The organism is Actinopolymorpha singaporensis, assembly GCF_900104745.1.
GTDB classification, from domain to species: Bacteria; Actinomycetota; Actinomycetes; order Propionibacteriales; family Actinopolymorphaceae; genus Actinopolymorpha; species Actinopolymorpha singaporensis.
Genome location: NZ_LT629732.1, coordinates 5198579 through 5221644, shown reverse-complemented (window position 1 = coordinate 5221644; position 23066 = coordinate 5198579). Strand labels below are relative to the sequence as shown.

The window sequence follows — 23066 nt, the reverse complement described above, 5'->3', positions numbered from 1 at the left end:
TGCAGATCGGCGTTCGTACCGCTATGCCCGGCTCCGGCCGCGGTGGTGAGCGGACCGGCACGACCCGTCGCGCCCGCTGTCGGCGGCACCGGGAACAATGGCGGGCATGCCCAGTGCCGACACCCACAGTGCCGACAGCCCCGGCGCCGGCACCGCACTCGCCCCCGAGGTCGCAGACCGCCTCAAACGCGACGACCACGGCCTGGTGGTCGCGGTGGTCCAGCAGTACGACACCGGCGAGGTGCTGATGGTCGGCTGGATGGACGACGAGGCGGTGCATCGCACGCTCACCACGGGCCGGTCGACGTTCTGGAGCCGCAGTCGCCGGGAGTACTGGGTGAAGGGGGAGACCTCCGGTCACCGGCAGTGGGTGAAGGAGGTCCGGCTGGACTGCGACGGTGACACCCTGCTGGTCCGGGTCGACCAGGAGGGCCCGGCCTGTCACACCGGCACGCGCACCTGCTTCGACGACGGCCTGCTCACCGCGAAGGTCGGCGAGCCGGGAGCCGCGGCCGCCGCGGAGGAGGAGGTCCGGCCGTGACGTTCCTCGGTGCGACCACCCCCGACCTCGCCGGCTTCCGCGACCTCGCGTCCGGCCGCCGGGTGATCCCGGTGACCCGCAAGCTGCTCGCCGACGCCGAGACCCCGCTCGGCGTCTACGCCAAGCTGGCCCGCGACGAGCCGGGCACGTTCCTGTTCGAGTCGGCCGAGCACGGCGGGGTGTGGGGGAGGTACTCCTTCGTCGGCGTCCGTTCAGCGGCGGTGCTGACCGAACGCAACGGCGAGGCGCAGTGGCTCGGCAACCCGCCGGTGGGGCTGCCCGAGGGCGGCGACCCGCTGGCCGCGGTGCAGGAGACGGTGGCCCGGCTGCACACCCCGAACCTCCCCGGCCTGCCGCCGCTGACCGGTGGCCTCGTCGGCTACATCGGTTACGACGCGGTGCGCCGGCTGGAACGGCTGCCCGACCTCACCACCGACGACCTAGGGCTGCCCGAGTTGGCACTGATGCTGGCCACCGACCTCGCGGTGCTGGACCACGTGGACGGCACGCTGCTGCTGATCGCCAACGCGGTCAACTGGGACGACACCGGCGAGCGCGTCGACCAGGCCTGGTCCGACGCCGTTCAGCGGCTGGACGCCATGACGAAGGCGCTCGCCCAGCCCACGCCGTCGTTCGTCGCGGCGGCCGACCTGCAGGCCCCGCCCGGCTACGAACGCCGCCGTTCCGCCGAGGAGCACATGGCGGCGGTCGAGCAGGCCAAGGAGGAGATCCACGCCGGTGAGGCCTTCCAGGTGGTGGTGTCGCAGCGGTTCGAGCGGGCGACGACGGCCAGGGCGTTCGACATCTACCGCGTGCTGCGCCTCTCCAACCCCTCGCCGTACATGTACCTCCTGCGCTTCGGCGACTTCGACATCGTGGGTTCCAGCCCGGAGGCGCTGGTGACGGTGACCGGCGAGCGGGCGCTGACGCACCCGATCGCGGGAACCCGGCCACGAGGTGCCACTCCGGAGGAGGACCACGCGCTGGAGCAGGAACTGCTCGCCGACGAGAAGGAACGCGCCGAGCACCTGATGCTGGTCGACCTGGGCCGCAACGACCTCGGCCGGGTGTGTGCGCCGGGCAGCGTCGAGGTGGTCGACTTCATGACCGTACGCAGGTACAGCCACGTCATGCACCTGGAGTCCACCGTGGTCGGACGGCTGGCGCCGGGGCGGACCGCCTTCGACGCCCTGTGTGCCTGCTTCCCGGCCGGCACCCTCTCCGGCGCGCCGAAGCCGCGGGCGATGGAGATCATCGAGAAGCTCGAACCCACCAGGCGAGGGCTGTACGGCGGGGTCGTCGGCTACCTCGACTTCGCCGGGGACCTGGACGCTGCGATCGCCATTCGCACCGCGCTGCTGCGCGACGGTGTGGCGTACGTCCAGGCCGGCGGGGGCATCGTGGCCGACTCCGACCCCGCGGCCGAGGACGCCGAGACCCGCAACAAGGCGGCCGCGGCACTGCGCGCGGTGGCGGTGGCGGAAACGTTCCGGACACCGTGACGGCAAGGACCACCATGACCACCAGGACCACCGCGACTCCCGTGTCCGCGAAGCCGACCGCCCGGCGGCAGTTCTTCCTCGCTCTCGGGCTGGTTCTCGCAGGCGCGGCCCTCGTGCTGTGGGCAGCCGGGCGCACCTGGCTCGCAGCCCGGTGGGCGATCCCCGACTACCCCGCGGTGCACACCGCCGTCACCGGGGCACAGGCCGCCCCGCTGGTCCGCTCGGCCGGCTTCCTCGGCCTCGCCGGAGTGCTCGCCCTGCTGGCCACCAGAGGGCTCGGCCGCCAGGTCGCCGGTGGACTGGTCGCGCTGGCAGGAGCCGCCGCGGTCGCCTCGTGCGCGACGTTCTGGACCCGCACCGGCCCGGTCGCGGACGCGGCGGTGCGCCGCGCGATCGCCGGCGGGGCGGGAAGCGGAGGCGGCGGAGGCGGCATCCGGGCGTCCACGGTCACGGTCGAGTCCTGGCCGTGGCTCGCGATGGCCGGTGCAGCGCTCGTCGTGGCCGGCGGAGTGCTCGCGGTGGCGCGCGGCCGGAGGTGGCCGGCGATGGGCAGCCGGTACGACGCACCGGCGGCCAGGCGGACCGACGACGATCCGTGGGCGGCTCTCGACCGCGGCGAGGACCCCACCCTGCGCGACTGACCGGCGGCCCCGCGACCGGGCGACCCCGGGTCGCCGGTGATCAGGGCGCGCGACACAATGGGCCACGGTACGAAAGAGAGGGTCGGCCATGGGCGACATGAGCGACAAGTTCCGGCACGAGAACACCACGCAGTCCCACCACGGCAACACCCCGGCGGCGTGGACGACCGTAGGAATCCTGCTGGCCGTCTCCGTGGTCGCCGGTGTGGCGATCGTGATCGGCAACTGGTGGCTGTTCTTCGCCAGCGCGGTAGGTGGGACGCTGGTCGCCCTGCTCATCGGCAAGATCATGCACGTCATGGGCCTCGGTGGCCCCCGCCCGCCCCGGCACAGCCCGGCCGAGGTGCAGCCGATCGCGGGCGACACCTCCGAGGAGAGCAGCACGGTCTCCTGACCGCCGCCTCCGCTCAGCTCAGGTTGGCCAGGTAGGGCGAGAAGTGGTCGGCCACTTCGTCGGCCACCTGTTCGGCGTCCCGGCTTCCGTCCACAGCCAGCACGCGGATCCCGTGCTCCCGGGCGGCCTCGGCGGCCGACACCGCGAGCAGCCGGTCCCGGTCGACCCGGTTGGCCTGCGCACGTTCGGGATCACTGACCCGTGGCCCGAACTCCCGGGCGCGGGGGAGTTCCCGCAGCTGACGTTGCCGGAACTCCTCGGTCGGCACCATGACCAGCATCCGGCCGGGTGAGTCCAGCAACGGTGCGACGAGTTCGGGACGCAGTCCCCACCCCTCGGCGAGGATCGGCCGCCCGGACACCAGCCCCCGCAGGTCGTCCAGCGTCCACTCGAACCTCCGGCCGAACTCCTCCAGCGCGTCCCGGGCCATCTCCGCGGACGTACGCCGGACCCACACCTCGTCCGGGCCCGGCCCGGTCAGCGGCTCCCCACGAGCAGCCCGGTCGGCGACGCGGCGCGCGTCGTGTCCCCGGGCATCGTGGTAGTCGTAGTGGTACGCCGTGATCCCGCAGCGGCGGGCGAGGATGCGGGCCACAGTCGACTTGCCGGCCCACTGCCCGCCGCCGAGCCACAGGGTGTCGGCGATCGTCCCGAACGGATCCCAGGTCATGGGCAGCGATTCCGCCGGCCTGGCAGGAGTTCCGTACGACATCAGGCACTCAGCGCGCCGACGTCGACCGGTGTCGACTTTCCGGGGGCGGGCAGACCGTTGATGCGGATCGCGACGCGGCAGACGGCCGGCTCGGCCATGGTGTCGGATGCGCGGACTCCGGTCACGGGTGCACAGTTTAGGCGGCTGTACGAACAGCCGGCGAGCGGTGAGCAGGGCACCCGGCACCCGGTGCTGGAAGCCGAGGAGACGCCGGGACAAGACGCCGGGAGACGCCGGGAGAAGGAGGAGAGCGAGCGTGCGGCTGGACCCCGTGGACGAACGCATCGTCGCCCTGCTGCTCGACGACGGCCGGGCCAGCTTCGCCGAGATCGGGGCCCAGGTCGGACTGTCGGCGCCGGCGGTGAAGCGCCGGGTGGACCGGTTGCGGCAGGCGGGTGCGGTCACCGGGTTCACCGCGAAGGTCGACCCGCGCGCCCTCGGCTGGACCACCGAGGCGTACGTCGAACTGTTCTGCCAGGGCAAGACCTCGCCCGCGACCATCCGGGCGGGCGTGGCGCGCTTCCCGGAGGTGGTGGCGGCCTGCACGCTGACCGGTGAGGCGGACGCCCTGGTGCACATCCTCACCGCCGACATCGGGCACTTCGAGCGGGTGCTGGAACGCATCAACGCCGAGCCGTACGTCGCCCGGACCAGGAGCTCGCTGGTGCTGTCCCGGCTGCTGGAGCGGCCCGGACTGACCGGCCAGGAGACCCCGGGTTAGCACCCGCCCCCGAGGGTTGCCGGGCACGAACGCGTCCCGTCCGGCCCGGTGAACCGGCCGCGCAACGATTCGCTGCCATCGGCGCCGAGCACGCAACGAACTGCCGCCCATGCGCAGTCAGGACGCATTGGGTCGCGGGTAGGTGGCTACCTAGGCTCGACCTCGGGAAGGTCGCGGCGGCCGCTCGCGCCCCCGTTCGTACCCCAGCGGAGGTTTCTCGATGCCCACGACCGTCAGGACCGCCACTCACCGGCACTACCTCATGTGCCGGCCGACGTACTTCACCGTCTCGTACGCGATCAACCCGTGGATGCACCCGGAGAACGCGGTCGACACCGAGCTCGCCATCGCGCAGTGGGAGCGTCTGCGCCGGACCTACCTCGACCTCGGTCACGAGGTCAGCCTGATCGAGCCCGTGCCCGGCCTGCCGGACATGGTGTTCGCCGCGAACGGTGCAGTGGTCGTGGACGGGCTGGCGTTCGGCTCGCGGTTCCGCTACCTGGAGCGGATGCCCGAGGCCACCCGTTACCTCGAGTGGTTCAGGACCCACGGCGTCGAGCACGGTGTCCGCGACGCGTACCTCCCGCTGGCCGTCGCCGAGGGCGAGGGCGACCTGCTCACCACGCCGGACCGCATCCTCGCCGGCACCGGCTTCCGTACCGACCCGGCGGCCCACCGCGAGCTGGCGGAGTACGTCGACCGGCCGGTCGTCACGCTGCACTTGGTCGACCCGCGCTTCTACCACCTGGACACCGCTCTGTCGGTGCTCGACGAGCACAACGTCGCCTACTACCCGGAGGCGTTCGCGCCGGAGAGCCGGCAGGTGCTGGCGGACCTGTACCCGGATGCGGTGCTTGCCGACGAGGCCGACGCGGTGGTGCTGGGCCTGAACGCCGTGTCCGACGGCCGGAACGTCGTACTGCCCGTGCAGGCGACCGGGCTCGCGGGCCGGCTCGCCGAACGCGGTTACCAGCCGGTGCCGGTGGACCTGTCCGAGCTGCGCAAGTCCGGTGGCGGCCCGAAGTGCTGCACGCTGGAGATCCGTCCGAGCCATGTCGAAGGCCGCGTCGAGAACGGTGTCGCCGGCGGTGTGGTCATGGCGGGAGAGGGGGCCCCGGATGCTCGGTGACCCGACGACCCGAACCGCGGACCCGACCCTGGACCCGACCCTGGACCCGACCGCGGCGCAGATCACGCTCGCCGAGCGGTACGCCGCGCACAACTACCATCCGCTGCCGGTGGTGGCCGCCGAAGCCGAGGGCGCCTGGGTGACCGGCGTGGACGGGCGACGTTACCTCGACTGCCTGGCGGGGTACTCCGCGCTCAACTTCGGCCACCGCCACCCGGCCATCCTCGCCGCCGCACGTGAGCAGCTGGACCGGCTGACGTTGATCAGCCGGGCGTTCCACCACGACCAGTTCGGGGCCTTCTGCGCCGAGCTCGCCGGGCTGGTCGCGGCGTCGAACCCGATGTCGAGCACGGGGTCCGTCACCGGCGCCGAGGCTTCCCCCGGCGTCATGGTGCTGCCGATGAACACCGGCGCGGAGGCGGTGGAGACCGCGCTGAAGCTGGCCCGCAAGTGGGGCTACGAGCGCAAGGGTGTCCCGGACGGGCAGGCCACCATCGTCGTCGCGGCCGGCAACTTCCACGGCCGCACGATCACGATCGTGAGCTTCTCCGACGACCCGGACGCCCGCGACCACTACGGCCCCTACACGTCGGGCTTCGTGACCGTGCCGTACGGCGACGCGGGTGCGGTCGCCGACGCGATCGACGACACCACGGTCGCCGTGCTGATCGAACCCGTCCAGGGCGAGGCCGGGGTGATCGTGCCTCCGGAGGGCTACCTGCGCGAGGTCCGCCGCACGTGCACCGAGCGGGGCGTACTCCTGCTCGCCGACGAGATCCAGGCCGGGCTTGGGCGGACGGGCACCACGTTCGCCTGCGACCGCGAAGGCGTCGTCCCCGACCTCTACATCCTCGGCAAGGCGCTCGGCGGCGGAGTGGTGCCGGTCTCGGCGGTGGCCGGCTCGCCGGACGTGCTGAGCGTCGTCCGCCCGGGTCAGCACGGCAGCACGTTCGGCGGCAACCCGCTGGCATGTGCGGTCGGCCGGGCCGTGGTGGGCCTGCTCACCGACGGCAGCTACCAGCGACGGGCCGCAGCCCTGGGTACCGTCCTCACCGAGCGCCTGAACGCCCTGCTGGGGAAGGGGCTCGTGGGCGTACGCACTGCCGGTCTGTGGGCCGGCATCGACGTCGATCCCGCGCTCGGCACCGGTCGCGACATCTGCTCCACGCTCGCCGAGCGGGGGGTACTCGCCAAGGACACCCACGGCTCGACGATCCGGCTGGCACCGCCCCTGGTGATCGAACAGGCCGACCTGGAGTGGGCCGTGGACCAGTTGGCCGACGTGCTGGCGACTCGGTAGGCACGGCGCCACCCACCACGCTCGGCACAACCTCGGCATCACGTTCGGCACCACGGAGCCGACCACCTCACTGGCCGGAGCGGCCCGCGACAACGCGGCCTGCTCTGGCCAGTGATCTTGTCTGCGCCTGTCCGCACACACCACAATCACTCAGCATCGCTTGGGACGGGCACCCGCTCGTCGTTTCCCGGGCACGTCAGCTCTCGTTCGTGGTTCCTCCGTACGTCGGCCCTCCCCGAGCGTCCGTTCCTCCCGTACGTCCGTTCATCCCGTACGTCTGCAACTCCGGCACGTCCGCTTCTTCCGTATGCCAGTACTCCCGCTCGACCCGCAGCAACTCCCGTACGCCGGTGCGCCGCGGAGGCATCTCTCCGGGTCCGTCGCCGCGGTGGCCGGGCGTGTCCGGATTCCCTTCTCCAGCGCGCGGACAGCGCTTACCACCAGGCGGTGCGACGACCGATGACATGGAACAACCAGTACTCGCGGCGGACCTTCGGCCGAATGGTCGTGGCCGGACTCGGTGCAGCGACCGTGCCGAACCTCCTCACGCCGGGGACCGCACAGGCGGCAACCGGCGGCCCGGCAACCGGTGTGACCGCCACCACGACCCGGGCGCGGTCGGGCATCAGCTGGCCGGACGGGCAGGCGTTGCCCCACTTCGCGTCACCACGCGCCCTCGACGTCGTAGACATCACCGGCCTGTCCGGCGACGAGAAGCTGATGCTGGGAACCCTGCAGGGGTTGGTGAACCGGGTCCGTCCGCAGATCTACCTCATCGGCGACGACGCCACCAACGGCGAGGGCCGGCTGACCTGGCTGCGCGACCTGGGCGTGTCGTACACCGTGCGCGACGACTTCTGGACGCTGGTGGACAGGTACCGCGGCGCGATCCGTGGCAGCGTCGTGTACGACCCCGAGGTGCCCGACTCGCTCAATGTGGCCACCACCCTCGCCGGCCTGCGCAACCTCGTCGCCGTCGGCCCGGACCTGGTGGGACCGCTTGCGAAGGACTACGGCGTGAAGGTGGTCGAGGACCTGCGCGGGCGGTTCACCAGCCGGATCGACGCCTACCGCTGGCAGTTCGAGAACCTCTGGTCGCAGACCACCCACCGGATGCTGATCGGCCTGCCGCCGCTGAAGGACGTCAGCCTCCCGCCCGGACTCCCGTCGTACTACACCACCATCGCCAAGGTGGACACGCACATCCACGACGCCTCCAACCGGAAGGTGTACGAGTTCGACCTCACCGGCCAGCTCGGCGGCAAAGGCGTGTGGGTGCGCTTCGACGACGCGTTCACCAACGACGGCTGGGGCCCCGCCGTGCACCAGGTGACGTTGCGCGCGGACGACACCGTGGTGGCCGACTTCGTGCCCGGCACCGACGCGGAGGACCCGTACCTCTTCGACGACAGCAACTCCCAGACCAGCCTGGGCCCGCCGCTGCACCGGTTCGCCGACGGCGGCCGCTACTTCGTGTACGGGTTCGCCCCGCCCTCCGGAACGTCGAAGCTGACGCTCTCGGTGGAGATGTGGAACGAGTACGTGGTGTCGGTGAGCAAGACCGAGCCGGCCCGGCCGACGAAGGTGGCGTTCGCCTACCTGCGCGACTACGCCGTGGCCAACCAGGCGATGACGTTCTGGCTGGATCCGAACGTCGACGCCGAACGCGAACTGTTCGAGCAGATCATGTCCGAGGTCGAGCCGTACACGCCCTATCTCGGGTGGTTCGCCCAGGACATCGCGGGCGAGTTCGGCGGCACCGAACTGTGCTCGAGACACGGCGTCTACGTGCTGGCCGCGGACTGGTTCGAGAACCTCACCGTGCATTCCGGTGCCCGGGCGCCGATCTCCGACCAGCAGAAGCCGGCACCCACGCTTCCGCTGGAGAACAAGGTCTACGTCACCTTCACCATGTCCGAGGGCGACAACCTGCAGTACAACGAACACCGGCTGCGGATCCTGTGGGACAACCCGGGCAGGGGCAGCGTGCCGGTCAACTGGACCACCAACCCGCTGCTCGCCGACGCCGCGCCGAACTTCCTCAGCCACTTCCAGCGCACCGCGACCGACAACGACCTGCTGGTGGCGGGCCCCTCCGGCGCGGGCTACATCTACCCGACACCGTGGCCGGACGGCACCTTCGGCGCGTTCACCCGGCAGACCGGCAAGTACATGCACGCGACGGGGATGGGAATCGTCTACGTGCTCAACCGGGTGGACGGTCACGACGTCGACCTGTCGGCGGAGAAGACCCATGCGTACGTCTCCGACGTCGAGCCGCAGGGGATCTTCCTGAACTGGTCCGGCACGACCACCACCCGCCTCGTGGAGGGCGGTACGCCACTCGCCACCATCCTCGGTGTCGGCGGAATTCAGGAGACCAAGGCCGCCATCGCCCGGTCGGCGCAGGGTTGGGACGGCAACTCGCCGCGGTTCGTCTCGATCGGCGTGAACGCCTGGGCGATGACGCCGCAGGACCTGGCCGAGGTGACCGCCTCGCTCGGATCCGACTACCGCGTGGTGCGCGGCGACCAGTACTTCGACCTGGCCCGGAAGGCGCTCGGGTAGGCCCGCGCCCGCCGGCCGGTCAGACGTGCAGGGCGGTGAACGGCGGCCAGGGCAGGTTGCGCAGCACCATGAACACCACGGCCGCCGCCACCACCGCCGGGAGGAGCGCCGACCGCGCCCGCGGGCCCAGCACCGGACGGGGGAGTCGGGCACGGAAGGGCAGGCGTTCGAGCACCCAGCTCAGCCACAGGTAGGCCACGACCAGGATCGCGAGGAGGGCCGGCGCGTTGAACCTGAGCGCGCCGGCCAGGTCGCCGTGCAGCACGGCGGCCGCCATCCGGGTCGTACCGCACAGCGGGCAGTCCAGCCCGGTGAGGAAGTGCAGCAGGCACGGGACGCCGAACCGTCCGCCCGACACGGCGTTCGCCGCCGCCAGTCCAAGACCTGTGGCGCCTAGGACGGCGAGGCCGGCCAGCGTGCTGTCCGAGGGCAGCACGTCCTGGTGCGCGGCGCGCGCGGCGGGCAGACCGCCCGGTCGGTTCAGGGGCGGTTGCGGCACGGGTCCACGGTAACCCCAACCCCCTCGCCCGAACCGGTTTCGCGGGGAGGCTGTGACCACTAGGTTGTTCGAATTCGTTGCCACTTTCACGTGTGACTTCCAGAACGGAGACGGTTGTGAGTACACCGACCCCGCCGGGTCCCGACGCACCCGACCAGGGCTCATCCTCGGGACGGCACGGTGCTCCGCAGCCTCAGGATCCCTACGGCCGGCAGGCCCAGGGACAGGGCGGCCAGCAGGGCTACGGCCGGCAACAGCAACACGGTCAGTACGGCCAGCAGTACGGCCAGCAGCCGGGTTACGGCCAGGCGTACCCCCAGGGCCAGGAGGGGTACGGTCAGGGTCAGTACGGTCAGGGTCAGTACGGCCAGCCGGATCAGTACGGCCAGTACTCCGGCGCTCCCGAAATCGACCGGGACATGCTCGCCCCGTGGGTCCACCGTCTGGGCGCGTACCTCGTCGACGGTGTCGTGGCGTGGATCCCCGGCGCCATCGGCTCGGCGCTGATGACCGGTCTGCAGTCCGGTGGCCAGCCGTCGGGGGCAGCCACGATGATCGGTTCGATCCTGTACCTCGTGAGCCTGGCCATCAGTATCTGGAACATCGTCTTCCGGCAGGGCCGTACTGGTCAGAGCATCGGCAAGCAGGTGCTCAACATCAAGCTGGTCCGTGAGTCCGACGGGCAGCCGCTGGGTCCGGGCACGACCTTCGTCCGTGCGCTCGCGCACATCCTGGACGCGCTGCCCTGCTACGTCGGCTTCCTCTGGCCCCTGTGGGACAAGAAGCGCCAGACGTTCGCCGACAAGGTGATGTCCAGCCTGGTCATCAAGGTGTGAGCCGTCCGGGGGCGTGTTCGGCGAGTCTGGTGGCCAGCGTCGGAACACGCCCCCGACGGGCGGCGGACGGGACCGGTCCCGCGCTCGCCGTCCCGGCCCGCGCCGTCGCCCGCACCGTTTTCGTACTGATTCCGGGCCCGTACCCTGCCTCCTCCACCGCGCACGCGGCCCTGCACCGGACGCGCCCTGACCACCAGCCGGTGTCGGGGTGGGGGGAGGTCGTCGTTACTCTGAGCAGGTCTCTGGAAGCGAGAGCGGGTTCGTTCGCCGAAGACCCGCGCCTGCGCTTAGGTCGCTCAGGAAGGACTGACTGCGTGAGTGTTCTCGACGAGATCCTCGACGGGGTCCGCGCCGACCTTGAGGAGCGGCAGGCGAGAGTCTCGATCGACGATCTGAAGAAGCGGGTCGCCCTTCTTCCGTACGCCATCGATCCCGTCCCGGTTCTGCGGGGCGACGGCGTTGCCGTCATCGCGGAGGTCAAGCGGTCGAGTCCGAGCAAGGGTGCGCTCGCCGCGATCGCCGATCCGGCCGCGCTCGCCTCCGACTACCAGGCCGGCGGGGCCGCTGTGATCAGCGTCCTGACCGAGCGCCGCCGGTTCGGCGGCTCGATCGACGACCTCCGGGCGGTGCGTTCCTCGGTGGACGTTCCGATCCTCCGCAAGGACTTCGTGATCACCAGCTACCAGCTCTGGGAGGCCCGGGCCTACGGCGCCGACCTGGTGCTGCTCATCGTGGCGGCCTTGAAGCAGAACGCCCTGGTCTCGCTGATCGAGCGCGCGGTGTCGATCGGCCTCACCCCGCTGGTCGAGGTGCACACCGAGGAGGAGGTCGAGCGGGCCGTCGACGCGGGCGCGAAGCTGATCGGCGTCAACGCCCGAGACCTGCGCACCCTGGAGGTCGACCGGAGCGCGTTCAGCCGGCTCTCGCCGCGGGTCCCCGACGGTATCGTCAAGGTGGCGGAGTCCGGCGTGCGCGGACCACACGACGTGATCGAGTACGCCCGCGCCGGTGCTCACGCCGTCCTCGTCGGCGAGAGCCTGGTCACCGGGAAGGACCCCCGGTCCGCGGTGGCCGATCTGGTCGCGGCCGGTGCCCATCCGGCTCTGCACCATGACTGAGCCGGTGGCCGGTCCCATGACTGCCCGAACCCACTCGCAACCGACCCCCGAACCGAAGTGACTCGATGACTGACGTGGCCGCTGCCAACACCGACCGGGGCGTGCTCGGTCAGGGACTCGACGGACATTTCGGTCGCTTCGGCGGCCGGTTCACCCCCGAGGCCCTGATCAGCGCGCTCGACGAACTCGAGCAGGCGCACCGCGCCGCGCAGGCCGACCCGGCGTTCATGGCCGAACTGGACCGGATGTTCCGGGAGTACGCCAACCTGCCGAGCCCGCTCTACGACGCGACCCGCCTCTCCGAGGTGGCCGGCGTCCGGATCCTGCTCAAGCGGGAGGACCTCAACCACACCGGCGCCCACAAGATCCGCAACGTCCTCGGCCAGGCACTGCTGGCGGTCCGGATGGGCAAGACCCGGATCATCGCCGAGACCGGGGCCGGGCAGCACGGTGTGGCCACCGCCACCGCCTGCGCCTACCTCGGCCTGGACTGCGTGGTCTACATGGGCGAGGAGGACACCCGCCGGCAGGCGCTCAACGTCGCCCGGATGGAGTTGCTCGGCGCCGAGGTGATCCCGGTGACGACCGGCAGCCGGACGCTGAAGGACGCGATCAACGAGGCGCTGCGCGACTGGGTGGCCTCCGTCGACAACACCCACTACCTCCTGGGCACCGCAGCCGGACCGCACCCGTTCCCGGTCATGGTGCGCGACTTCTGCCGCGGTATCGGCGACGAGGCCCGGGCACAGACGATCGAGCTGACCGGCTCCCTTCCGGACGCGGTGTGCGCGTGCGTGGGCGGCGGCTCCAACGCGATCGGCACGTTCACCGCGTTCGTTCCCGACGAGTCCGTCCGGCTCTACGGCTTCGAGGCCGGCGGCGACGGCGTGGACACCGGCCGGCACGCCGCGACGATCACCTCCGGTCAGGTCGGCGTCCTGCACGGCACCCGGTCCTACCTCCTCCAGGACGAGGACGGCCAGACCATCGAGAGCCACTCGATCTCCGCGGGGCTGGACTACCCGGGGGTGGGGCCCGAGCACGCCTGGCTGCACGACACCGGCCGCGCGACCTACCTCCCGGTGACCGACGCCGAGGCGATGGACGCGCTGCGGCTCCTGACCCGGACCGAGGGGATCATCCCCGCGATCGAGTCCGCGCACGCGGTGGCCGGAGCGCTCCGGGTGGCCGAGGACCTCGGCCCGGACGCGACCGTCCTGGTGTGCCTGTCCGGCCGGGGCGACAAGGACGTCGACACCGCCGCCACGTGGTTCGGTCTGCTCGACGACAAGCCCGGGGTGGAGACGGCCGGTACCGAGCGGGAGAACGCCAAGCAGGCGGACTCGGCGCGGGAGAGCACGGAGGAGAAGGCGTGAGCACCTCGACGTCCACCGGGGTCGGCCCGGTCTTCGCCAGGGCGAAGGAAGAGGGCCGCGGGGTGCTCGTCGGCTACCTGCCGGCGGGATTCCCGAGCTACGACGGTGCGATCGCGGCGTTCGAGGCGATGGCCGAGGCGGGGGTCGACGTCTTCGAGGTCGGCCTGCCCTACTCCGACCCGACGATGGACGGCCCGACCATCCAGGCGGCCGCCGACCAGGCGCTGCGCGGCGGCACCCGCACCAAGGACGTTCTCCGTACGGTCGAGGCGGTCTCCGGCTTCGGCGTACCGACCCTGGTGATGACGTACTGGAACCCGATCGAGCGCTACGGCGTTGAACGCTTCGCACGGGACCTCTCCTCGGCCGGCGGGGTGGGGCTGATCACGCCCGACCTGATTCCGGAGGAGGCCGGGGAGTGGGTGGCCGCCAGCGACGCGACCGGCCTGGACCGGGTCTTCCTGGTCGCGCTGTCGTCGTCCACCGAGCGGCTGCGGCTGACCGCGCAGGCCTCCCGGGGCTTCGTCTACGCCGCGGCGGTGATGGGGGTGACCGGCGCCCGTGAGCAGACCAGCGCCGGTGCGCCCGGGCTGGTCGCCAGACTGCGGGAGGTCACCGACCTGCCCGTCGGCGTCGGGATCGGCGTGTCCAACGGCGACCAGGCCGCCGAGGTGGCGGCGAGTGCGGACGCGGTGATCGTCGGCTCGGCGTTCGTACGCCCGTTGCTGGACGCGCCCGACGAGCGCGCCGGCGTCGAGCGGGTGCGCGAAGTCGCCCGCGACCTCGCCGACGGAGTTCGCCGGCGGGGGCAGTGAGGCACCACCAGCATCCGGCGCCGCGACGCGGCGGCGCCGGTGGACAGACGAGGCGGAGAGCGGCATGAGCAAGAAGTCGGCCCGGGAGCAGTTGCGCGCCGAGCGTGCCCGGCAGGCCGCGCAGGCCAAGCGGCGCGAGAACATGATGCGCATCGGCGTGGCCGTGGTCGTGGCCGTGGTGATCGTGGCCATCGCCGCGGTCGTCCAGTGGCAGCGCTCCAAGGTCGACACCACCGCGGCCTACCCCGAGGGCGTCGTCGCCCCGTACAAACCGGCCTCCAAGAGCGACCCGACGCCGGTCGCCGGCAAGGCGGGCGGTCAGGGCGACGGTGTCGGGTTCGGCAAGTCCAGTGCCCCCGTCGTGGTGGAGATGTTCGAGGACTTCGCCTGCCCGCACTGCCGCGACTTCGAAAGCGACGCCGAGCAGACCCTGAACCAACAGGTCGAGGCCGGCAAGGCGCGGGTCATCTACTACCCGCTCACGCTGCCGGGCTTCGGCCGGCCGACCGAGCTCGCCGCCAACGCCTTCGGGTGCGCCGTCGACGCCGGCAAGGCCCGCGAGATGCACGACGCGCTGTACGCCAACTACAGCCAGAGCTGGACCAACTCCCAGCTGGTCGAGCTCGGCAAGGGGATCGGGCTCACCTCCGGCTCGTTCCGTTCCTGCGTCAACGGTGACAAGTTCGCCGACTGGGTCAAGGCGGTCGACAAGACCGGCACCGACCGCGGCGTACAGGGCACCCCCACGGTCTTCGTCAACGGCAAGCAGCTGGACCCCGGCGACACCAGCGGGACCGGCCTGAAGCTCGCGATCGACTCCGCGGCTGCCAAGACCAACAAGCAGTGAGCGGGTAAGGTCCGTCCGGTAACCATCGCCCGCAGGAGTTCTCACAGGCCATGCAGATCCTCGCGTCCATACCCAGCCCTTCGCAGGGGGTGTGGCATCTCGGGCCGCTCCCGCTCCGGGCATATGCGATATGCATCATCCTCGGCGTCGTTGTGGCGGTCTGGCTGGGAAACCGCCGCTGGATCGAACGCGGCGGCCGGCCGGGGACGGTCGCCGACGTCGCCGTCTGGGCAGTCCCGTTCGGCCTCGTGGGTGCCCGCCTCTACCACGTCATCACCGACTACCAGCTCTACTTCGGCCCTGGCCGCGAGCCGATGCGGGCGTTCGCGGTCTGGGAGGGCGGCCTCGGCATCTGGGGCGGTGTGGCGTTCGGCGCGCTCGGTGCCTGGATCGCCTGCCGGCGGCGCGGCATTCCGCTGCCGGCGATGGCCGACGCGCTCGCGCCCGGGATCGTCCTCGCCCAGGCGATCGGGCGGTGGGGCAACTGGTTCAACCAGGAGCTGTTCGGCGCTCCCACCACCGCGCCGTGGGGTTTGCGGATCGACCCGGCGCACCGTCCGATCGGATATGAGCAGTACGCCACGTTCCAGCCCACCTTCCTGTTCGAGAGCATCTGGGACGTCGGCACCGCGCTGCTGGTGATCTGGGCCGACCGGCGGTTCCGCCTCGGCCACGGGCGCGCGTTCGCGTTGTACGTCATGTGCTACACGCTGGGGCGGGGCTGGATCGAGTACCTCCGCGTCGACCCCGTGAACCACATCCTCGGCCTGCGGCTGAACGTCTGGACCTCGGTGCTGGTCTTCCTGCTCGCGATGCTCTACTTCGTCCTTTCGGCCACTCTTCGCCCGGGCCGGGAACGCGTCGTCGAGCCGACGGCACCCACGGCCCCCGGCGACGAGGTGAGCGCCACCGCCGACACCGTCGGCCGCGGCGGGGTCACCTCCGCGCAGAGCACCACTGGCACCGGCTCCCCGTCGGCTTCCCGTTCGGCGGCCGGACGCCGAGCGTCGGCGGAGGACGAGCTGCCCACCGCCGACCAGGGGACCGGAACCCGCCGGGGGACCACCGACCGTGGACGCGCCGCCGGTGATCCCCGTCAGGACCCCGCCCACCCGCGTGGCTTCGGCGACCCGGACGAGCCTCGCCAGGCCGACGACTCGGGCATATCCGCAGGTCCTGGCACCGAACACGGCTCGGGCGACCGTGCCGCCCCAGGCGGTCCTGGCGATCTGGAGGATCCCGCCTCGGTGGCCGAGGGTCACCTGGTGGTCGACCGCGACCGGCTGGTGGAGCAGAGCACCCAGATCGAGGAGGGCGCTCGCCCGTCGCAGACCCGGCCGCGCGGTGGTGAGACGGCTCACCGGCAGACCTCCGGGCGACAGGAAACGCCCGAAGAGGAGGCCCGCAGCCGCCCGGACCACCCGGCGGAAGCCGAGGGGCGCCATCCCGCCGAGGACCGCGGCGTGTACGCCGACGAGCGCTACCCGGGTGACGACCGGTACGCCACGGAGGAGAAGTACCTCGCAGACCAGCGCAACCGCGCCAACGAGCCCGACCAGGACCCCCGCCGGAGAGGGGCCGGGCGGCGGCAGGTGTCCGAGGAGCGAACACGTTCGACAGAAAACCCCCCGGAGGGTTCACAATGACCGAAGTACGATCGAACGCGCGTCTCGGCTAGTACGTCACACCGCCGTGACCCGCCACTGCCACGCGGCTATGCTGTCGCGACCTGTGGCGTTGCCGGCTACCGCCGAAGTTCGCTCACAGCGGACGCCACGACGAGGTGGTGCGCCCGGGACCATCGTCCCTGGGGCTCACCGTCAGGTGTCCGCTACCCTGCATGCAACCGCCGGGGCCAACGTCGTCCCTTGAGCGTGTCCCAACGCGAGTTGACGACGGGAGTATTCACATGCTCGGAACGCCCCCGCCGCCGCAAGGCCTGTACGACCCCCGGTTCGAGCACGACGCGTGCGGCGTGGCGTTCGTGGCCACCCTGAGCGGCGAGCCCAGCCACCAGATCGTCGAGCACGCGCTCACGGCGCTGCGCAACCTCGATCACCGCGGCGCCTCCGGCAGCGAGCCGGACTCCGGCGACGGCGCCGGCCTGCTGCTCCAGGTGCCCGACAGTTTCCTGCGTGCGGTCACCGACCTGGCCCTGCCGGCTCCCGGCGAGTACGCCGTGGGTACGGCGTTCCTTCCCAACGACGACGCAGCCGACGCCGCCACCGTCGCCCGGATCACCGAGATCGCCGCCGAGGAGGGCCTCGACGTCCTCGGCTGGCGCGACGTCCCGGTGGTGCCCGAGCTGCTCGGGCGCACCTCCCGCGCGGTGATGCCGCGGTTCCGCCAGCTGTTCCTGACCGCTGAGGGGGCCGACGGCACCGCGCTGAGCGGCCTGCCCCTGGACCGGCGCGCGTTCGCCCTGCGCAAGCGGGTCGAGCACGAGACCGACGCCTACTTCCCGTCGCTGTCGTCGCGGACGATCGTCTACAAGGGCATGCTCACCACCGAGCAGCTCGAGCCGTTCTTCCCCGATCTGTCCGACCGCCGGATGGAGAGCGCCATCGCGCTGGTCCACTCGCGGTTCTCCACCAACACGTTCCCGTCCTGGCCGCTGGCCCACCCGTACCGCTACGTCGCCCACAACGGTGAGATCAACACCGTCATGGGCAACGAGAACTGGATGCGGGCCCGCGAGGCGCTGCTGGAAAGCGACCTGCTCGCCCAGCCCGCCGGTGCCGACGCCGGCCGCGGAATGGACCGGCTCTACCCGATCTGCACGCCCGGTGCGAGTGACTCGGCGAGGTTCGACGAGGTGCTCGAGCTGTTGCAGATGGGCGGCCGCTCGCTGCCGCACGCCGTGCTGATGATGATTCCGGAGGCGTGGGAGAACCACGCCGAGATGGACCCCGCGCGCCGCGCGTTCTACGAGTTCCACTCCTCGCTGATGGAGCCGTGGGACGGTCCGGCCTGTGTCGCGTTCACCGACGGCACCCAGGTCGGCGCGGTCCTGGACCGCAACGGCCTGCGCCCGAGCCGGTACTGGGTGACCGACGACGGTCTGGTGGTGCTGGCCTCCGAGGTCGGCGTTCTCGACATCGACCCGAAGTCCGTTGTCCGCAAGGGCCGGCTGGAGCCGGGCCGGATGTTCCTGGTGGACACCGCCGAGCACCGGATCATCGAGGACGAGGAGATCAAGGGCCGCCTCGCCGCCGAACACCCGTACGACGAGTGGCTGCACGCCGGGCTGATCCGGCTGGAGAACCTCCCGCCGCGTGAGCACATCGTGCACACGCACAAGTCGGTGACCCGCCGGCAGCAGACGTTCGGCTACACAGAGGAGGAGCTGCGGGTCATCCTGGCGCCGATGGCGCGCACCGGTGCCGAGCCGATCGGTTCGATGGGCAGCGACACCCCGCTGGCCGCGCTGTCGGACCGGTCGCGGCTCCTGTTCGACTACTTCACCCAGCTGTTCGCGCAGGTCACCAACCCGCCCCTGGACGCGATCCGGGAGGAGCTGGTCACCTCGCTGGCCGGGAAGATCGGGCCGGAGGGCAATCTGCTCTCGCCCGGCCCCCCCTCGTGCCGGCAGATCGTGCTGCCGTTCCCCGTACTCGACAACGACCAGCTGGCGAAGATCATCCACGTCAACCGTGACGGTGACTTCCCGGGCTACGCCGCGCATCTGGTGCAGGGTCTCTACCGCGTCGAAGGCGGCGGCGAGGAGCTCGCCAAGCGGCTGGACGAGATCTGTGCCGAGGTGTCGGAGGCGATCGCGTCCGGCGCCCGCGTCCTGGTGCTGTCCGACCGGCACTCCAACGCCGAGCTGGCGCCGATCCCGTCGCTGCTGCTCACCGGGGCGGTGCACCACCACCTGATCCGGGAGAAGACCCGGTCCCAGGTCGGCCTGGTCGTGGAGGCCGGCGACGTCCGCGAGGTGCACCACGTCGCGCTGCTGATCGGGTACGGCGCGGCCGCGGTCAACCCCTACCTCGCCATGGAGAGCGTGGAGGACCTCGTCCGGGAAGGCATCTTCCTGGAGGGCATCGCTCCGGAGAAGGCCGTCCAGCAACTGGTGAAGGCGCTGGGCAAGGGCGTGCTCAAGGTCATGAGCAAGATGGGCGTCTCCACCGTCGCCTCCTACACCGGCGCGCAGATCTTCGAGGCGGTCGGACTCGGCCAGGAGGTCGTGGACCGGTACTTCACCGGCACCACGTCCCGGCTCGGCGGGGTCGACCTCGACCTCATCGCCGACGAGGTGCGCCGCCGGCACGAGACCGCCTACCCGCGCGACGGCATCGCTCCGGCACACCGCCGGCTGCCGATCGGCGGGGAGTACCAATGGCGGCGCGAGGGTGAGCCGCACCTGTTCGACCCGGAGACCGTGTTCCGGCTGCAGCACTCCACCCGCAGCCAGCGGTACGACATCTTCAAGCAGTACACCGCCCGGGTGGACCAGCAGGCCCAGCGGCTGATGACGCTGCGGGGGCTGTTCTCGCTGAAGTACGGGCAGCGGCCCCCGATCCCGGTCGAGGAAGTCGAGTCGGTGGAGAGCATCGTCAAGCGCTTCTCCACCGGTGCGATGTCGTACGGCTCGATCTCGGCGGAGGCGCACGAGACGCTCGCGATCGCGATGAACCGGCTCGGCGCCCGGTCCAACACCGGCGAGGGCGGCGAGGACACCGACCGGCTGCACGACCCGGAACGGCGCAGCGCCATCAAGCAGGTGGCCAGCGGGCGGTTCGGGGTGACGTCGGACTACCTCACCAACGCGACCGACCTGCAGATCAAGATGGCGCAGGGTGCCAAGCCCGGCGAGGGCGGCCAGCTTCCGGGTAACAAGGTCTACCCGTGGATCGCGCGCACCCGGCACTCCACGCCGGGTGTGGGACTGATCTCCCCGCCGCCGCACCACGACATCTACTCGATCGAGGACCTCGCCCAGCTGATCCACGACCTGAAGAACTCCAACCCGGCTTCGCGCGTGCACGTGAAACTGGTCGCGGAGGTCGGTGTGGGCACGGTCGCGGCCGGGGTGTCGAAGGCGCACGCCGACGTGGTGCTCATCTCCGGGCACGACGGCGGTACCGGCGCCGCGCCGCTCACCTCGCTCAAGCACGCGGGCGCGCCGTGGGAGCTCGGGCTCGCCGAGACCCAGCAGACGCTGCTGCTCAACGGCCTGCGTGACCGGATCGTCGTCCAGACCGACGGCCAGCTCAAGACCGGCCGGGACGTCGTGATCGCGGCGCTGCTCGGTGCGGAGGAGTTCGGCTTCGCGACCGCGCCGCTGGTGGTTTCCGGCTGCGTGATGATGCGGGTGTGCCACCTGGACACCTGCCCGGTGGGTGTGGCCACGCAGAACCCCGAGCTGCGCAAGCGGTTCAACGGCAAACCGGAGTTCGTGGTCACCTTCTTCGAGTACATCGCGCAGGAGGTGCGCGAGTACCTCGCCGAGCTGGGATTCGCCAGCATCGACGAGGCGGTCGGGCACGCCGAGTTGCTCGACATCGCGCAGGCGGTGGAGCACTGGAAGGCGGCCGGTCTGGACCTGCGGCCGATCCTCACCGTGCCCGAGCTGCCGGACGGCACGCCGCGGCGATGCGTCACCAACCAGGACCACGGCCTGGAGAAGGCGCTCGACAACCACCTCATCGAGATCGCCCGCGACGCGCTCGACCGGGGTGAGCCGGTGCGTGCGCAGTTGCCGATCCGCAACGTCAACCGCACCGTGGGAACGATGCTGGGGCACGAGCTGACCAAGAAGTACGGCGGCGAGGGCCTGCCCGACGACACGATCGACCTGACCCTGGTGGGTTCGGCCGGCCAGTCGCTGGGCGCGTTCCTGCCCCGGGGCATCACCCTCCGGCTGGAGGGCGACGCCAACGACTACCTCGCGAAGGGGCTGTCGGGTGGGCGGATCATCGTCCGGCCCGACCGCGCCGCCACGCTGGTGGCCGAGGACAACATCATCGCCGGCAACGTCATCGCCTACGGCGCGACCGCCGGCCAGGTGTTCCTGCGCGGAAAGGTGGGCGAGCGGTTCTGCGTCCGCAACTCCGGTGCCACCGCGGTCGTGGAGGGCGTCGGCGACCACGGGTGCGAGTACATGACCGGTGGTGTCGTCGTCGTACTCGGCGCGACTGGACGTAACTTCGCGGCGGGCATGTCGGGCGGCGTCGCCTACGTGCTCGACCTCGACGGGCGGCGGGTCAACCCGGAGATGGTCGAACTCGAGCCGCTGACCGAGGAGGACCGCGACCTGGTGCACTCGCTGGTGAGTGCGCACCAGGAGGAGACCGGCTCACCTGTGGCCGAGTCGTTGCTCGCCGACTGGACGGCGACGCTGGACCGGTTCGTGAAGGTGATGCCGAAGGACTACAAGCGCGTTCTGCAGGCGCGGGCCCGTGCCTTCGCCGAGGGACGTGACGTCGACCAAGCGATCATGGAGGCCGCACATGGCTGACCCGAAGGGCTTCCTCACCACCCCCCGCGAGGGAGCGCACCGAAGGCCGGTCGAGGAACGGCTTCGCGACTGGAACGAGGTCTATCCGGGCGAGGGGATCGGCACGTCGCTGTTGCCGATCATCAGCAAGCAGGCCGGGCGCTGCATGGACTGCGGTATCCCGTTCTGCCACCAGGGCTGCCCGCTCGGCAACCTCATCCCGGAGTGGAACGACCTGGTCTGGCGCGACGACTGGCGCGCCGCCATCGAACGCCTGCACGCGACGAACAACTTTCCGGAGTTCACGGGCCGGCTGTGCCCGGCACCGTGTGAGACGGCGTGCGTGCTGGCGATCGACGAGTCCATCTCCGGTGGTTCGGTGACCATCAAGAACGTCGAGGTCTCGATCATCGACCGCGCCTGGGCGCAGGGCTGGGTGACACCGCAGCCGCCGGAGTGGCTGACCGGCCAGCGCGTGGCCGTGGTGGGTTCGGGTCCGGCGGGGCTGGCCGCTGCGCAGCAGCTCACCCGGGCAGGGCACACCGTCGCGGTGTACGAGCGGGCCGACAAGGTGGGCGGCCTGCTGCGGTACGGCATCCCCGAGTTCAAGATGGAGAAGCGGGTCGTCGACCGGCGGCTGGACCAGATGTCGCGCGAGGGCACGATCTTCCGGTCCGGCGTCAACGTCGGTGTGGACGTGACCGGCCAGGATCTCCGGGCACGCTACGACGCGGTCGTGCTGGCGATGGGGTCGACGATCCCGCGTGACCTGCCGATGCCAGGCCGGGAGCTCGGCGGCATCCACCAGGCGATGGAGTACCTCCCGCAGGCCAACCGCGCCGCGCACGGCGAGGAGGTGCCGGGCCAGATCACCGCGCACGGCAAGAACGTCGTCATCATCGGCGGCGGCGACACCGGCGCAGACTGCCTGGGCACCGCACACCGGCAGGGTGCGGCGAACGTCGTTCAGCTGGAGATCATGCCGCAGCCGACGGAGATGCGTCCGTTGCACCAGCCGTGGCCGACGTACCCGATGCTGTTCCGCGTCTCCAGCGCGCACGAGGAGGGCGGCGAGCGCAAGTACGCCGTGTCGACGACGGAGTTCCTCGGTGACGACCAGGGCAACGTGCGTGCGCTGCGCCTGGTCGAGGTGAGGTTCGAGAACGGCCGCTTCGAGCCTGTCCCGAACACCGAGGTGGAGATCCCCGCAGAGCTGGTACTGCTGGCGATGGGCTTCGTCGGCCCCGAGCGTGGCGGCCTGCTCGAGCAGCTCGAGGTCGAGCTGGACGAGCGGGGCAACATCAAGCGGGACACGTCGTACATGACGAACGTCGAGGGCGTGTTCGTGGCCGGTGACGCCGGGCGCGGCCAGTCGCTGATCGTCTGGGCGATCGCCGAGGGCCGCGCGTGTGCGGCCGGAGTCGACGCGTGGCTGCGCGAGGGGCAGACGTCCCTGCCGGCGCCGATCAAGCCGACGGACCGTCCGCTGGTGGTGTGAGCGCAGACGGTCCGTTGCCGGCGGACCGGGTGTGAGGAGAGGTGCAGGGGGCCCCTGTCGCGGTGCTGAGAGCCGTGGCAGGGGTTCTTTGTGTCTGCCCTTCCGGACGCCTCGGTGGCATCGGTGG

The 23066-nt window shown here is 71.2% G+C and carries 19 protein-coding genes; 16 read left to right on the top strand and 3 right to left on the bottom strand.

From position 1 onward, the window contains the following. Positions 1-106 precede the first annotated feature (106 nt). The 4 genes from hisI to BLU27_RS23390 all read left to right on the top strand — a co-directional run bounded on the left by hisI (position 107) and on the right by BLU27_RS23390 (position 3078). A complete protein-coding gene (hisI, locus tag BLU27_RS23405; RefSeq protein ID WP_092658136.1) occupies positions 107-541 on the top strand; it encodes a phosphoribosyl-AMP cyclohydrolase in 435 nt (144 codons plus the stop codon). Beyond that, positions 538-2043, top strand: a complete 1506-nt coding sequence (locus tag BLU27_RS23400; protein WP_092655800.1) for an anthranilate synthase component I — start codon at positions 538-540, stop codon at positions 2041-2043. The genes hisI and BLU27_RS23400 overlap by 4 nt, the downstream gene beginning before the upstream one ends. Positions 2044-2057: 14 nt before the next feature. Further along, the gene (locus BLU27_RS23395; RefSeq protein ID WP_092655799.1) at positions 2058-2684 is read left to right on the top strand and encodes a Trp biosynthesis-associated membrane protein; all 627 of its coding nucleotides are present in this window, start codon (positions 2058-2060) and stop codon (positions 2682-2684) included. 97 nt (positions 2685-2781) lie between these two features. Next, complete coding sequence (locus tag BLU27_RS23390) at positions 2782-3078, top strand: HGxxPAAW family protein (protein WP_157728772.1); 297 nt, start codon at positions 2782-2784, stop codon at positions 3076-3078. A gap of 13 nt (positions 3079-3091) precedes the next feature. On the opposite strand, the gene BLU27_RS23385 is transcribed toward BLU27_RS23390, so the two are convergent. Together BLU27_RS23385 and BLU27_RS30950 are read right to left on the bottom strand one after the other, a co-directional pair. Next, positions 3092-3748, bottom strand: a complete 657-nt coding sequence (locus tag BLU27_RS23385; RefSeq protein ID WP_092655797.1) for a hypothetical protein — start codon at positions 3746-3748, stop codon at positions 3092-3094. A gap of 41 nt (positions 3749-3789) precedes the next feature. After that, entirely contained in the window at positions 3790-3915 is a 126-nt protein-coding gene (locus BLU27_RS30950) for a hypothetical protein (RefSeq protein WP_277869252.1), read from the bottom strand. Positions 3916-4046: 131 nt separating this feature from the next. Here BLU27_RS30950 and BLU27_RS23380 point away from each other — a divergent pair, with 131 nt between their 5' ends. The 4 genes from BLU27_RS23380 to BLU27_RS23365 all read left to right on the top strand — a co-directional run bounded on the left by BLU27_RS23380 (position 4047) and on the right by BLU27_RS23365 (position 9508). Beyond that, on the top strand, positions 4047-4511 hold the full coding sequence (locus BLU27_RS23380) for an Lrp/AsnC family transcriptional regulator (RefSeq protein WP_092655796.1): 465 nt from the start codon (positions 4047-4049) through the stop codon (positions 4509-4511). Positions 4512-4731: 220 nt separating this feature from the next. Further along, positions 4732-5640 carry a dimethylargininase gene (ddaH, locus tag BLU27_RS23375; protein WP_092655795.1) on the top strand — a complete coding sequence of 303 codons (909 nt, stop codon included), beginning with the start codon at positions 4732-4734 and terminating at the stop codon, positions 5638-5640. Then, positions 5630-6940 (top strand): ornithine--oxo-acid transaminase, encoded by a 1311-nt coding sequence (rocD, locus tag BLU27_RS23370; protein WP_092655794.1) that lies wholly within the window; start codon positions 5630-5632, stop codon positions 6938-6940. The genes ddaH and rocD overlap by 11 nt, the downstream gene beginning before the upstream one ends. A 459-nt stretch (positions 6941-7399) precedes the next feature. After that, complete coding sequence (locus BLU27_RS23365; protein ID WP_092655793.1) at positions 7400-9508, top strand: GxGYxYP domain-containing protein; 2109 nt, start codon at positions 7400-7402, stop codon at positions 9506-9508. 19 nt (positions 9509-9527) lie between these two features. Here BLU27_RS23365 and BLU27_RS23360 read toward each other — a convergent pair whose 3' ends face one another. Further along, positions 9528-10007 carry a DUF2752 domain-containing protein gene (locus BLU27_RS23360; RefSeq protein ID WP_157728771.1) on the bottom strand — a complete coding sequence of 160 codons (480 nt, stop codon included), beginning with the start codon at positions 10005-10007 and terminating at the stop codon, positions 9528-9530. A gap of 116 nt (positions 10008-10123) precedes the next feature. Here BLU27_RS23360 and BLU27_RS23355 point away from each other — a divergent pair, with 116 nt between their 5' ends. The 8 genes from BLU27_RS23355 (at position 10124) to BLU27_RS23320 (ending at position 22939) form a co-directional block, all read left to right on the top strand. Continuing rightward, a complete protein-coding gene (locus BLU27_RS23355; RefSeq protein WP_092655791.1) occupies positions 10124-10843 on the top strand; it encodes an RDD family protein in 720 nt (239 codons plus the stop codon). A gap of 314 nt (positions 10844-11157) precedes the next feature. Further along, complete coding sequence (trpC, locus tag BLU27_RS23350) at positions 11158-11961, top strand: indole-3-glycerol phosphate synthase TrpC (RefSeq protein WP_092655790.1); 804 nt, start codon at positions 11158-11160, stop codon at positions 11959-11961. Between the two features lie 65 nt (positions 11962-12026). Continuing rightward, positions 12027-13337 (top strand): tryptophan synthase subunit beta, encoded by a 1311-nt coding sequence (trpB, locus tag BLU27_RS23345; protein ID WP_092655789.1) that lies wholly within the window; start codon positions 12027-12029, stop codon positions 13335-13337. Then, on the top strand, positions 13334-14152 hold the full coding sequence (gene trpA / locus BLU27_RS23340) for a tryptophan synthase subunit alpha (RefSeq protein ID WP_092655788.1): 819 nt from the start codon (positions 13334-13336) through the stop codon (positions 14150-14152). The genes trpB and trpA overlap by 4 nt, the downstream gene beginning before the upstream one ends. Positions 14153-14216: 64 nt before the next feature. Next, positions 14217-14999 carry a DsbA family protein gene (locus tag BLU27_RS23335; RefSeq protein ID WP_092655787.1) on the top strand — a complete coding sequence of 261 codons (783 nt, stop codon included), beginning with the start codon at positions 14217-14219 and terminating at the stop codon, positions 14997-14999. 50 nt (positions 15000-15049) lie between these two features. Then, on the top strand, positions 15050-16645 hold the full coding sequence (gene lgt, locus BLU27_RS30650) for a prolipoprotein diacylglyceryl transferase (protein ID WP_241827592.1): 1596 nt from the start codon (positions 15050-15052) through the stop codon (positions 16643-16645). A 263-nt stretch (positions 16646-16908) separates the two neighbouring features. Continuing rightward, entirely contained in the window at positions 16909-21462 is a 4554-nt protein-coding gene (gltB, locus tag BLU27_RS23325; RefSeq protein WP_092655786.1) for a glutamate synthase large subunit, read from the top strand. Continuing rightward, positions 21455-22939 carry a glutamate synthase subunit beta gene (locus BLU27_RS23320; protein ID WP_092655785.1) on the top strand — a complete coding sequence of 495 codons (1485 nt, stop codon included), beginning with the start codon at positions 21455-21457 and terminating at the stop codon, positions 22937-22939. The genes gltB and BLU27_RS23320 overlap by 8 nt, the downstream gene beginning before the upstream one ends. The last annotated feature ends 127 nt before the right edge of the window (positions 22940-23066 follow it).

What these genes read in the sequence shown, in the direction of transcription:
- hisI (WP_092658136.1), top strand. Translation starts at nt 107, where the DNA reads ATGCCCAGTGCCGACACCCACAGTGCCGACAGCCCCGGCGCCGGCACC.
- BLU27_RS23395 (WP_092655799.1), top strand. Translation starts at nt 2,058, where the DNA reads ATGACCACCAGGACCACCGCGACTCCCGTGTCCGCGAAGCCGACCGCC.
- BLU27_RS23390 (WP_157728772.1), top strand. Translation starts at nt 2,782, where the DNA reads ATGAGCGACAAGTTCCGGCACGAGAACACCACGCAGTCCCACCACGGC.
- BLU27_RS23385 (WP_092655797.1), bottom strand. Translation starts at nt 3,748, where the DNA reads ATGACCTGGGATCCGTTCGGGACGATCGCCGACACCCTGTGGCTCGGC.
- ddaH (WP_092655795.1), top strand. Translation starts at nt 4,732, where the DNA reads ATGCCCACGACCGTCAGGACCGCCACTCACCGGCACTACCTCATGTGC.
- rocD (WP_092655794.1), top strand. Translation starts at nt 5,630, where the DNA reads ATGCTCGGTGACCCGACGACCCGAACCGCGGACCCGACCCTGGACCCG.
- BLU27_RS23365 (WP_092655793.1), top strand. Translation starts at nt 7,400, where the DNA reads ATGACATGGAACAACCAGTACTCGCGGCGGACCTTCGGCCGAATGGTC.
- trpB (WP_092655789.1), top strand. Translation starts at nt 12,027, where the DNA reads ATGACTGACGTGGCCGCTGCCAACACCGACCGGGGCGTGCTCGGTCAG.
- BLU27_RS23335 (WP_092655787.1), top strand. Translation starts at nt 14,217, where the DNA reads ATGAGCAAGAAGTCGGCCCGGGAGCAGTTGCGCGCCGAGCGTGCCCGG.
- lgt (WP_241827592.1), top strand. Translation starts at nt 15,050, where the DNA reads ATGCAGATCCTCGCGTCCATACCCAGCCCTTCGCAGGGGGTGTGGCAT.
- gltB (WP_092655786.1), top strand. Translation starts at nt 16,909, where the DNA reads ATGCTCGGAACGCCCCCGCCGCCGCAAGGCCTGTACGACCCCCGGTTC.
- BLU27_RS23320 (WP_092655785.1), top strand. Translation starts at nt 21,455, where the DNA reads ATGGCTGACCCGAAGGGCTTCCTCACCACCCCCCGCGAGGGAGCGCAC.